The following is an 11,986-nucleotide window of genomic DNA, read 5'->3' as shown; positions in this document are numbered from 1 at the left end:
GCGCGTGATGTACGCGGCGGGCACCGGCTCGAGCCACACCGTCTGCCAGATGCCGGTGACGGCGCTGTACCAGATGCTGTGCGGACGGAGCACCTGCTTGCCGCGGGGCTGCTCGCCGCGGTCGGTGGGGTCCCAGACGCGTATGACGAGGGTCTGCGGGCCGGTGCCGCGCAGGGCATCAGTAATATCTAATGTAAAGGGGTCGTAGCCGCCGCGGTGTTCGCCGACGCGCTTGCCGTTCACCCACACCGTGGCGTCCCAGTCCACGGCGCCGAAGTGGAGCAGCAGATGTCCGCCGCGTGGTCGTGCGGGCGCGAGGAACGTGCGCTGGTACCAGAGCGCCTGCGAATCGGAGACCGCGCGCTCGACGCCGCTCAGCTGCGACTGCACGGCGAACGGCACGAGGATCTTGCCGTCCCAGTGCGTGGGCCGCGGCGCGCCGCTGTCGGTGATGGCGTATTGCCAGGGGCCGTTGAGGTTGGCCCACGCGCGGCGCACGAGCTGCGGGCGCGGATACTCGGGCCAGGGGTGCGTGGGGCTGACGTCGGCGGCCCAGCGGGTGCGGATGTGGGTGGGCGCGGATTGGGCGGCGGCGGGAGCGGAGAGCGCGCCGAGCGCCGCCAGGGCGAGGGCCGCGAAGCGTGTCCTACCCACCGGCGATCGCCCCCACCACGAGATACGGCTCCCGCCCCTCGGCCACGGCGTTGGGCAGCGGCGCGTCGGGCGACTCGTGCGACAGATCCTGTTCGCAGGCAAAGAAGCGCACGAACGGCCGGCGCACCTGCGTGACGTGATCGCGGATGGCGCCTCGCAGCACGGGATAGCGCAGCTCCACCGCGTCGAGCACCGACCGCTGCGTGATCGGCGCCGGCACGTCGAACGCCAGCTCGCCGCCCGGCAGCTGGGCCAGGCGGTGGAGCGGCGCCGGCAACACGACGCGGATCATGAGAGCGTCTGCACCTCGACCGACAGCACCGCCGGAAGATCGCGGACGATCGCATTCCAGCTGTCGCCGGCGTCGGCCGATGCGTACACCTGCCCGCCGGTGGTGCCGAAGTACACGCCGCACTCGTCCAGGCGGTCCACCGCCATCGCGTCGCGCAGCACGTTCACGTAGCAGTTCTCCTGCGGCAGCCCCTTGGTGAGCGCTTCCCACTCGTTGCCGCCCGTGCGGCTGCGGTACACGCGTAGCTTGCCCTCGGGCACGAAGTGCTCGCCGTCGCTCTTGATGGGGAGCACATACACGGTGTCCGGCTCGTGCGCGTGGACGTCGACCACGAACCCGAAGTCGGTGGGCAGGTTGCCGCTCACCTCGCGCCACGACTCGCCGGCGTCGTCGCTGCGCATCACGTCCCAATGCTTCTGCATGAACAGCGTGTTGGGCCGCGATCCGTGCAGCGCGATGCGGTGCACGCAGTGGCCCACCTCGGCCTTGGGATCGGGGATGTACTCGGAGCGCAGGCCCTGATTGATGGGCTTCCAGGTCTCGCCGCCGTCGTCCGTGCGGAAGGCGCCGGCCGCGGAGATGGCGATGAAGATGCGCTGCGGATTGGTGGGATCGATGAGGATCGTGTGCAGGCACATACCGCCCGCCCCGGGCTGCCACTTGGGTCCCGTGCCGTGGCCGCGCAGTCCCGACAGTTCGCGCCACGATTTGCCGCCGTCGGTGGAGCGGAACATCGCCGCATCCTCGACGCCGGCGTACACGGTGTCGGGATCGGAGAGCGAGGGCTCGAGGTGCCAGACGCGTTTGAATTCCCACGGGTGGGCCGTGCCGTCGTACCACTGGTGCGTGCCGGTGATGCCGTCGTACACGAACTTGTTGTCCACCGCGTCCCACGTCTTGCCGCCGTCGTCCGAGCGTTGGATCTGCTGGCCGAACCAGCTGCTGGACTGCGAGGCGTAGATCCGGTTGGGGTCGGCGGGCGAGCCTTTGACGTGATAGATCTCCCAACCCGCAAAGTGCGGGCCGCTCACGTCCCACTTGGTGCGCTTGCCGTCCGAGGTCAGGACGAACGCCCCCTTCCGCGTGCCCACCAGCACCCGTACGCCGCTCATGCCAGCCTCCTGGTGACCCGTTCGCGGAGAGAATACCAGCCGCCGGGCCGGTTGTCGATGGCAACCGGGTGGAGCACTGCCGCCGCGCGGGCATGATCACCGGCGATGCGGATACTATTCAGGGGCGGCCCGGGATGCCCCGCGCCGACGAACGAATCCCGGTCAAGGACGTGCCATGAACGAGCAGACACTCACCGCCCGCTGGCGCTCGTGGGCGCCGCAACTGCGCAGCGTCATGCGGATCGCCGCCGCGTTTCTCTTCATGCAGTACGGGACCGGCAAGTTGTTCGCGTTCCCGCACGCGCTGCTCCCCAATGGGGGCACGGTGCCGATCGCGTCGCTGCTCGGCGTCGCCGGCCTGTTCGAGGTGATCGGGGGCACGCTGATGCTCGTGGGTCTGTTCGCGCGCCCGGTGGCGTTCGTGCTCGCGGGCGAGATGGCGGTGGCGTATTTCAAGGCCCACGCGCCGATGGGGTTCTGGCCGCTATTCAACAACGGATTACCGGCCGTGTTCTTCTGCTTCGTGTGGCTGTACCTCTCGGCCGCCGGCCCGGGCCCGTGGAGCATCGACGCGCTCCGGCGCCATCCGGGAAACGCCGGCTGACCGGAGGGCCGAGCGCGTCGCGCCCGGCCCTCAGCGGCCGCTAGAGTGACGGGTGCTCGAGGTAGGTGTCGTCGTGCACCTGGAACTGGTGCGCCACGGCAAGGATCTTGTCGTCGTTGAACAGGCCGCCCACGATGACGGCGCAGATGGGCTGCGGCTTGAGTACCGGCTGCGGCTCGGCCTGTCCGCCGCGGCGGCCGCCGAACTGCTCCGGAATGCCCATCTTGTACGGCACCACAGCGCAGGGGTGGCCGGTCTGCGCGTTGGGTCCCACGTCGGCGAACGGATTGCCGATGAACATGTCGAGATCCTTCATGAACTCGGCCCACTTGCTCACCATGATGTACCGCCGACGCTCCGTCTGCAGGAACTCGAACCCGGGCACGGTGCGGCCGGTGACGAAGCGCGGATTCCAGTCGGCGGGCGCCATCGGGTTGGCCGGCGCGCCGGCGGCGCCCCCTCGCCCGCCGCCCTGGCCGCGGCCGCGAGCGCCCGGCACCGGCGGCTTGAGCGCGTTGAGATCGAGCCCGATCTCCTTGGCCTTGATCTGGACGTAGGAATCGAACGCCGCCGCGTCTTCCACGGCGAGCCCACCCTGACCGATGCCGGCCACGGTGGGACGCGCGCCGATGGTGATGGGCCGGACGCCCAGGTCGCGCAGCCTGTCCACGAATTCCTTGGGGGCGTTGGGATCCACGCCCACGCGCAGCGACGCGAGGTCGATGCTGCGGTCGAAGTGGAAGGGCATGGTCACGGTGGACGGGTCCTTCTCGTCGGCGCCGTGAATGGCGTTGAACACCATGGCGCAATCCTCCACGGTGCGGGCGATGGGCCCCACGCGATCCTGCGACCACGCGAGCACCATGCCGCCGGCGCGGCTCACGCTGCCGAACGTGGGGCGCAGCGCGCTCAATCCGCAGCGGATGGTGGGCGACACGATCGATCCCTGCGTCTCGGTGCCGATGCCGAACGCCACGCAGCCGGCGGCGGAAGCCGATGCGGGGCCGGCCGACGAGCCGCTCGAGCCCTGCACCAGATTCCACGGGTTGTTGGTGCGACCGCGGAACCACTGGTCATTCTGGGCGAACAGTCCGGTGGCGAGCTTGGCGATCAACACGGCGCCGGCTTCGCGCAGGCGGACGACGACCTCGGCGTCCTCGTCGATGATGCGGTGCTCGAAATCCTTGGCGCCCCACGTGGTGGGCACGCCCTTGGTGGCGAACAGGTCCTTCACGCCATAGGGCAGTCCGTGCAGCGGGCCGCGATACTTGCCGGCGGCGATCTCGGCGTCGGCCTGCGCGGCGGCGGCGCGGGCCTGCGATTCCATGATCGTGACGGCGCAGAGCAGCGTGCCGTTGAGGCGCTTGAGACGGGTGAGATAGATGTCGGTGAGCCGGGCCGACGTGATCTTGCGCGCCTTGAGCAGCGCCGAGAGGCGGTGCGCGGGGAGGAACGCGATCTCGTCGTCGGACGTGGGCACGGCGCCGGACCACGGCTCCACGGAGAACTCGGCGCGGTCGAACGCGGCGCGTCCGCGCTCGCGGGCGAGCTTCTCGATCATGGCGCCGGTACCGCCGGGGTAGGGCTGGAACTGGAGGGCGGGAGGCTCGCCGTTCCCGAGCGGGACGGGGGGCTCCTGCTGTTGCTGCGGCGCGCGCTGGCCGCCGAGCGCGGCCAGTGCCGGGCCGGGCTGCGCGAGCGCGGTGCCGGCGCCCAACGTGGAGGCCGCGGCGGCCGCGAGCGAGAGGAACACGAAGTGCCGGCGGTCCATGCCGCCATGCGCCGTCTCGTCGTAGTCGGCCGACTCGAGGTCGTGCTGGAATTGTTGGAGCAGCTCTTCCGGGTTGGTCACGGGGATCCTCCGATCCTGGGCGGGCAGGTGATGGGCAGCGCTGAGAATCGCTCCGGGACGCGGTTCCGGCTAGGGCCCGCCGGCTGTGGCCGCACAAGCAACGCCGCTCGGCGTCGATGCTGACGCCGAGCGGCTATGGATGGTGCACGTGTGGTCCGGCCAGCGACCGCCCGCGGCTACTTCTTCTTCCTGGCAGCAGCGTTCTTGACCACCGGCGCCTTGGCGGCGTCCTTGAACACCATCGTCTGCCCCTCGTAGCTGAACTTCAGGTTCGCGGCCTGCTCCACGGCCTTGATCGCCGAGTCGGGCGACGCCAACGAGGCCGCGAACGAGACATTGCGGTCGAGCAGCGTGGTGTCCTGCACGAAGATATCGAGCGAGTACCACTGTTTGAGCAGATGGAGCACGTCACCCAGCTTGCGGTCTGAGACCGTGAACGTGTTGTCCGGCCACGTGGTGGTCTCGGCCAGCTGCGCCGCTGGGGGTACGGCCGTCTGCCCGGTGGGCATGATGCGAAGCGCCTGTCCGGCGGCCAACTGCTGGACGTCCTTGCCCACGGTGACCGTGGCCTGGCCGTCCTTCACGAAGACGGTCACCGAGGAATCGGTCGGGAAGTTGCGCACGTCCAACTGCGTGCCGGTGGCGTCGATCACGGCGTTGTTGGCGTAGATCTCGAGCGGGCTGTTGTGCCCCGGGGTCATGATGAACGCGGCGGCGCCCGCCACCTTCACGTACCGGAAGCCGTCGCTGAAATTCTCCGGCACGATGAGGTTCGAGCCCGGCGCCAGCTTGACCGTGGTGCCGTCGTCCAGCACGACGTTGGCGAACTGGCCGGCGAGGGTGGGGTGGGACCGCGCGCTGGGCGAGTTGATGGCCGAGAGGATGCCGCTCTTGCGCCCCAGATGGTTGAGCCACATGACGCCGCCCAGCGCGATGATGCCGGCGACGATGCCGATGGCGATCGGCACCTTGAGGGACCGCTTCTTTCCGAGGCCGGCCACGTGCGCCGCAGTGTCGTGGCGCGAAAGCTCGGCGGTGGCTTCGGCGACTCCGTCGTGATTGGGATGCAGCGTCTTGAGCACGTGTTTCCACGACTCGTTGACGTCGATCTTGGCTTCGGCGTGGGCGGTGGCGTGGCCGCCGTGCGCGAAGCGCTGGGCGCTCACGCGCTTGCCCAGGATCCGCGCCGAGGCATGCTTGATCTCCTCGTGCAGGAACGCGTCCAACTCCTGCGGCGTCTTGAAGCGCTCGCGGTCGGCCCACGCGGCGATGAAGGTGGCTTCGACGGCGCGTCCGGCGGACGACGCGGCATCTTTGAGTTGTGACTTGGATTCTTCGACGAGCGCCGAGAAGTTGGCGCGGAAGAGGCGCTCCAGCGCCTGCTCGTCGCGAAGGGGTGCGTCGGGTCCAATCGACGGCGAGGTCATCTTTCCGAGCCTCCAGAGACGATTGTTTGACTGAGTATGGCGTGGGTGACGGGGGGAGGGAAGTGGCGGCAGGATCCAATGCCGACCCGGCCCGTCCCGATGGCGGCCGCTGGCGCGGAAGAAACCGGGGTCAGCGTTTGGGCTGCAGGCGGCGCACGGCGGCGAAATTGCCGCGAAAGTGCAGGCCTTTGGCGCGGGCGGTGGCGAGCGGCATCCGTCCGCTGAGCAGGCCCATGACCAGGTGGGGCGGGCCGGTGACCACGGCGTCCGCATCGGGGGCGGAGCCGGGGCGGGCCTTCACGGCGCCGAGCACCGTCTCGATGAGCATGGGCTCGTCGCCGGTGTGCACCTGGATCGTGACCGGGGGCCGAGTGGGGGTGCGGTCGGTGAGGTAGAACTCCACCGGCAGCGCGAGCCAGCGGCTGCGGAACGCCTGATCGGGGGTCCACTGGCGCATGAGGGGGCCGGCCCAGGCGCCGAGGGCGCGGACGACGGGCTCGAGCTCGCGTCCTCTGGGGGTGAGGCGGAACAGGGCGGTGGCCACCGGGGGTGGCGCCTGTTCGCGGGACACGAGGCCGGCGAGTTCCATCTCGCGCAGGCGTTCGGCGAGGAGGTTGGTGGCGATGCCGGGCAGGCCGTGGCGGAGGTCGGTGTAGCGGGCGGCGTCCTGGAGGAGCAGTTCGCGCACGATGAGCAGGGTCCATCGGTCGCCCACCACGTCGAGCGCCTTGGCGAGGCCGCAGAACTGTCCGTAGGAACGCATGCGGCGAAGCTACGGCGGCTAGACAAAGAAATCAAGCAACAACTTGACTTCATCAACTATCGGGACGAATATGGGAGCGTCTCCATCCCGATCCCCCATTGCGCGAGGTGCGCCGCCATGTCCACGAACGCCCATCCGACCGCCGGCGCCGTGCCGCCGTTCGACGACTTCGACCGCGAAGTGGAGTCCACGCGCCGGGTGCTGGCGCGGTTCCCCGACGGGCGCGGGGACTGGCGCCCGCACGCCAAGTCGCGGACGATCGGCCAGCTGGCCATGCACGTGGCCAACATCCCCATCCGCGGCACGTCGATCCTGGAAACCAGCGAGCTCGACATGACGAAGCAGGCGCCGGCGGCGCCGCCGCCCACGACGGCGGCCGAACTGGTGGCGGCGTTCGATGCGAACGTGGCCGGGCTGCGCGCCGCGATGGCGGCGGCCTCGGCGGCGGAGCTGTCGCGCGACTGGACGCTCCGCGCCGGCGACCGGGTGATCCTGCGGCAGTCCAAGGGCTCGCTGCTCCGGCTGATGGTGCTGAGCCACATCATCCACCACCGCGCGCAGCTGGGCGTGTACTACCGGCTACTCGACATCCCGGTGCCGGGCGTGTACGGCCCGTCGGCGGACGAGCCGATCTGAGCGTCCCATGTACGTCCCCGCGCACTTCGAAGAGACGGACGTCGCCGTCCTGCATGGATTGATCCGCGCCCATCCGCTGGGCGCGTTCGTGGCGCTCACGGCGGCGGGGCTGGACGCGAATCACCTGCCGGTGGTGCTCGACCCGGCGCCGGCGCCGTTCGGCACGCTCCGCGCGCACGTGGCGCGGAGCAACCCGATCTGGCGGCAGCTGTCGGCCGGCGTCGAGGCGGTGGCCATCTTCCAGGGGGTGGAGCGCTACATCTCGCCCTCGTGGTACCCGAGCAAGGCCGCGACCGGCGGCAAGGTGGTGCCGACGTGGAACTACGCGGTGGTGCACGCGTACGGCGCGCTGCGGGTGGTGGACGACCACGACTGGCTGGCGCGGCATCTGGCCGAACTGGTGGACGTGAACGAGCGTGATGCGGCGCGGCCCTGGCGCATGGCCGACGCGCCGGCGGACTGGCTGGACCGGATGGTGGGCGCGGTGGTGGGGCTGGAACTGCCCGTGAGCCGGTTGATGGGCAAGTGGAAGTTGAGCCAGAACCGCGACGCGGCCGATCGGGCGGGCGTGGTGGAAGCGCTGACGGGCCTGGGGGGCGAGGCGGCGGCGGCGATGGCCGAGGCGGTGCGGGGCGCCACGCGGGAGTAGCGGGACCAAGGTCCGGCACCGATACTGTGGTCCGGAGGGCGGGCAACGGCTCCACGACCCAAGCGCCGGAGAGTTCGCATGACGGTCCGTGAATTCTTTCTCGAACGCCAGAAGGCCGAGTTCCCGGTGTTCCTGCGGGTGCTCAAGGCGATTCCCAAGGACGAGCTCGCGTACAAGCCGCACGATCGCTCGCCGTCGGCGGAGCAACTCGTGTGGACGCTGACGAGCGAACTCGAGACCTGCCTGGACGCGATCCGGCACAACAAGGCCGAGTGGAAGTTCGTGGCGCCGCCCCCGCTGGACGTCATGCTGGAGAAGTTCGAGCGCTGGTCCGGGGAGCTGAGCGACGCGGTGGCGCAGATGGACGACGCGGCGTGGAACCGCGTGGCCACGTTCTATTACCAGGGCAAGGTGGTGTCGGAGCAGCCGGTTGGAGAGTTCCTCTGGTTCATCCTGTTCGACGCCATCCATCACCGGGGACAGCTCTCCACGTATCTGCGGCCGATGGGCGGCAAGGTGCCGTCCATCTACGGGCCGTCGGCCGACGAAGGGATGTAGCGCCGCCCGATTCTTTGCAGGATCTGAACGAACGGGCCGCGGCCTCCCCTGTCTCCCCGCGTGCACCGCGGATAATCTTGTCCCATTCCGCTTACTTGCTCCGGGGGCGTATCCATCATGTTGAAGCGCGTCGTGTCGCACCGCTGGCTGCGCGGTGCTGGTGTCGTGGGTGTGGCGTTGTTGACCGTGGGTTGGGCGGCGCCGGTGCGGCCCGATCTGTTCGCCGGCCTCGTGTGGCGCAACATCGGGCCGCTGCGCGCCGGGCGCGTGGCGGCGGTGACGGGCGCGGTGGGCGAGCCGGGCGTGTTCTACGCCGGGCTGCCGTCGGCGGGCGTGTGGAAGACCGACAACGCGGGCACGACCTGGTATCCCATCTTCGACGCGGTCAAGGACGTGTCGTCGGTGGGCGCGATCGAAGTGGCGCCGTCGGACACCAACGTGATCTACGTGGGCACGGGCGACATCATCACCGGCGGTTCGATCAACGAAGGGAACGGCGTGTACAAGTCCACCGATGCCGGCCGGACGTGGCAGCATCTGGGACTCGACGCCACCAAGCAGATCCCGTCGATTCTCGTGGATCCGGCCAACCCGGACGTGGTGATGATCGCGGCGCAGGGCAACATCCACGCGAAGAGCGACATGCGGGGGGTGTTCCGCTCCACGGACGGCGGCAAGACGTGGACCAAGACGCTCTACGTGGACGACGAGACGGGCGCGGTGAAGCTCGCCTGGGCGCATGACAAGCCGAGCATCATTCTGGCGACGACGGATCTGCACTACGTGGCGCCGGGCGCCACCGGGCGCGGCGCCTTTGGCGGCCCCAACGGGACGCACCTGTTCAAGTCGACGGATGAGGGGGTGACCTGGCACGAGATCACCGGGGGCGGGCTGCCGGAACTGACCGGCCGCACGTCGGTGGCGGTGGCGAACCACACCGACGGCCAGCGGATGTTCGTGATCAGCAACTCCGGCCTGTACCGGTCCGACGACGGCGGCGCCACGTGGCGGCAGATGGATCCCACGGACACGCGGATCCGCAACGGGCAGGGCGGCTACAACTGCGGCGTGTACGTGAGCCCGGAGAATCCGGACGTGGTGTACACGATCAACACGTCGAGCTACGTGTCGCGCGACGGCGGCAACACGTTCACGGGGTTCAAGGGCGCGCCGGGCGGCGACGATCCGCAGCAGCTGTGGATCGATCCCACCAATGGGCAGCGGATGTTGCTGGGCATGGACCAGGGCGCGACGGTGACGCTGGACGGCGGGCGCACGTGGAGCCTGTGGTACAACCAGTCCACGGAGCAGGTCTACCACCTCTCCACCGACAACTCGTTCCCGTACTGGGTGTACGCGCCGCAGCAGGACGCGGGCGCCATCCGCGTGCGCAGCCGCGGCAACTTTGGCGAGATCACGCCGCTCGACTGGAATCCGGTGGGCGGGTGGGAGTGGGGCACGATCGTGGCCGATCCGCTGAACCCGAACATCGTGTACACGAGCGGCCAGGGGATCGTGAAGATCACGTATCCCAGCGAGCAGTCGATCAACGTGGGGCCCAACCAGGATCCGAGCGCGCACCTGCGCACGGCGTTCTCGATGCCGCTCGTGTGGGCGCCGTGGGACCAGCATGAACTGCTGGCCGGGTTCCAGTATCTGATGGCGACCACCGACGGCGGCGGGCACTGGACCAAGCTGAGCCCCGATCTCGGGTATCCCAAGGGCGTGAAGCCGCCGCCGGAGAATGCGCCGCCGGAGCGTGGGCGCGGGGGCGCCGGTGGCGGCCCGCGGGGCGGGGCGATCGAGGCGATCTCGGCCTCGCCCGCGGCGCGCGGCGTCATCTGGGTGGGCACGAACAACGGCCTCGTCAAGATGACCCGGGACAACGGCAAGACGTGGACGGACGTGACCGTGCCCGGGCTGCCCGACGCCGATCGCGCGGACATCTCGGCGATCGACGCGTCGCCCACCGATGCGGCGTCGGCGTACGTGGCGATCGATCTCCACGGGGCCGGCGACTACGCGCCGTACTTCTACCGCACCACCGACTACGGCAAGACGTGGACCAAGATCGTGAACGGCCTGCCCACCGATCAGCCGGGGGGGAGCTTCGCGCGGGTGATCCGCGCCGACACCAAGAAGGCCGGGCTGCTGTTCGCGGGCACGGAGAGCGGCATGTACGTGTCGTTCAACAACGGCGACGACTGGCAGTCGTTGCAGCTGAACCTGCCCACGACGTCGTACCGCGACGCCACGATCAAGGGCAACGATCTGGTGGTGGGCACGTACGGGCGCGGGATCTGGATTCTGGATGACATCTCGCCGCTGCGGCAGATCACGCCGGCGCTGGCGAGCGAGTCGGCGCACCTGTTCAAGCCCGGCGAGGCGTACCGCGTGCGGCGGAACGTGAACGGCGACACGCCGTTCCCGCCCGAGGTGCCGCACAACCTGAATCCGCCCACGGGCGCGATCATCTACTACTACCTGGGCAGCAAGCCGTCAGGCGACATCACGCTCGACGTGATGGACGCGACGGGCAAGGTGGTGCGCCACATGTCGAGCGCGCCGATCACGCCGGTGGCCGAGGCGGCGCATCCGCCGGAGCCGAGCTTCTGGCTGGCGCCGCCGATGCCGATGCCCACCGACGTGGGCACCAATCGCGTGAACTGGAACCTGCGCTACGACGATCCGCCGGCGTTCAGCCACAGCTACGAGATCAACGCGAATCCGGAGCAGACGCCGGCGTCGCCGCAGGGGCCGCTGGCCCTGCCGGGCGTGTACACGCTCAAGCTCACGGTGGACGGCAAGAGCTACACGCAGACACTGACGGTGCGCAACGATCCGCGCTCGCCGGCCACGCTGGCCGACCTGCGGGCGCAGCACGATCTGCAGATGAAGATCTACGGCGGCATGCAGACCACCTGGGACGGCTTCCATCAGGTGGCGGCGATGCGCGAGCTCGTGTCGAAGGACACGAGCGCGAGCGCGCCCGACGTGGCGGCGGCGGCGAAGGCGTTCGATGCGAAGCTGGCCGCGGTGGGCGGCAGCACCGAGGGGGGACGCGGGTTCGGCGGGTTCGGCCGCGGGGGCGCTGCACCGCCGCCCAACTTCGTGGCGCTCAGCGGCGCGTTCGTGCGCCAGATCGAATCGCAGGACAATGGGGATCACGCGCCGAACGCCGCGATGCGGGGCGCCTACACCACGAGCTGCAAGGACCTCAAGGCCGCGGTGGCCACGTGGCGCGGGCTCAACGGCAAGGAGCTCACGGCGTTGAACGCGGTGCTGACCAAGGCCGGCTTGCCGGCCGTTCCGGCGGCGACGCCAGTGGCGCCGCCGCCGGGGTGCTGATCGGCCGCAGGGTCCACGAGCCGCCGCGTGCCGGGAGTCTGGCGCGCGGCGGCCACGTCACGGGGTGTTGACGCCGGCGGCTGGGCGGCCC

General features: G+C 69.8%; 11 protein-coding genes. 5 read left to right on the top strand and 6 right to left on the bottom strand.

The features are described from left to right. The 3 genes from VNE60_04810 to VNE60_04800 all read right to left on the bottom strand — a co-directional run. On the bottom strand, positions 1-654 hold a 654-nt coding region (locus VNE60_04810; protein ID HVB30830.1), incomplete at its 3' end, for a hypothetical protein. Beyond that, a complete protein-coding gene (locus VNE60_04805; protein ID HVB30829.1) occupies positions 647-946 on the bottom strand; it encodes a MoaD/ThiS family protein in 300 nt (99 codons plus the stop codon). The genes VNE60_04810 and VNE60_04805, both read right to left, overlap by 8 nt. Then, the gene (locus VNE60_04800; protein HVB30828.1) at positions 943-2,058 is read right to left on the bottom strand and encodes a sialidase family protein; all 1,116 of its coding nucleotides are present in this window, start codon (positions 2,056-2,058) and stop codon (positions 943-945) included. Before VNE60_04800 ends, VNE60_04805 begins: the two co-directional genes overlap by 4 nt. 175 nt (positions 2,059-2,233) lie before the next feature. Between VNE60_04800 and VNE60_04795 the strand changes: the two genes are divergently transcribed. Continuing rightward, positions 2,234-2,662 carry a DoxX family protein gene (locus VNE60_04795; protein HVB30827.1) on the top strand — a complete coding sequence of 143 codons (429 nt, stop codon included), beginning with the start codon at positions 2,234-2,236 and terminating at the stop codon, positions 2,660-2,662. A 40-nt stretch (positions 2,663-2,702) separates the two neighbouring features. On the opposite strand, the gene VNE60_04790 is transcribed toward VNE60_04795, so the two are convergent. The 3 genes from VNE60_04790 to VNE60_04780 all read right to left on the bottom strand — a co-directional run bounded on the left by VNE60_04790 (position 2,703) and on the right by VNE60_04780 (position 6,704). Continuing rightward, positions 2,703-4,514 (bottom strand): amidase, encoded by a 1,812-nt coding sequence (locus VNE60_04790; protein HVB30826.1) that lies wholly within the window; start codon positions 4,512-4,514, stop codon positions 2,703-2,705. Positions 4,515-4,690: 176 nt separating this feature from the next. After that, the gene (locus VNE60_04785) at positions 4,691-5,941 is read right to left on the bottom strand and encodes a FecR domain-containing protein (GenBank protein ID HVB30825.1); all 1,251 of its coding nucleotides are present in this window, start codon (positions 5,939-5,941) and stop codon (positions 4,691-4,693) included. 130 nt (positions 5,942-6,071) lie between these two features. Continuing rightward, positions 6,072-6,704 (bottom strand): helix-turn-helix domain-containing protein, encoded by a 633-nt coding sequence (locus VNE60_04780; GenBank protein ID HVB30824.1) that lies wholly within the window; start codon positions 6,702-6,704, stop codon positions 6,072-6,074. A gap of 117 nt (positions 6,705-6,821) precedes the next feature. Between VNE60_04780 and VNE60_04775 the strand changes: the two genes are divergently transcribed. From VNE60_04775 to VNE60_04760, 4 genes are all read left to right on the top strand, one after another. Continuing rightward, positions 6,822-7,340, top strand: coding sequence for a DinB family protein (locus tag VNE60_04775; GenBank protein ID HVB30823.1), 519 nt, complete (start codon positions 6,822-6,824; stop codon positions 7,338-7,340). A 7-nt stretch (positions 7,341-7,347) separates the two neighbouring features. Next, complete coding sequence (locus tag VNE60_04770) at positions 7,348-7,989, top strand: FMN-binding negative transcriptional regulator (GenBank protein ID HVB30822.1); 642 nt, start codon at positions 7,348-7,350, stop codon at positions 7,987-7,989. Positions 7,990-8,067: 78 nt separating this feature from the next. Continuing rightward, entirely contained in the window at positions 8,068-8,547 is a 480-nt protein-coding gene (locus tag VNE60_04765) for a DinB family protein (protein HVB30821.1), read from the top strand. 117 nt (positions 8,548-8,664) lie between these two features. Next, positions 8,665-11,895 (top strand): hypothetical protein, encoded by a 3,231-nt coding sequence (locus VNE60_04760; GenBank protein HVB30820.1) that lies wholly within the window; start codon positions 8,665-8,667, stop codon positions 11,893-11,895. Positions 11,896-11,986 lie beyond the last annotated feature (91 nt).

Source organism: Gemmatimonadaceae bacterium (genome assembly GCA_035533755.1).
Classification (GTDB): domain Bacteria; phylum Gemmatimonadota; class Gemmatimonadetes; order Gemmatimonadales; family Gemmatimonadaceae; genus JAGWRI01.
Note: the sequence above shows the minus strand (reverse complement) of the source record. Positions and strands in the feature narration are given on the sequence as shown.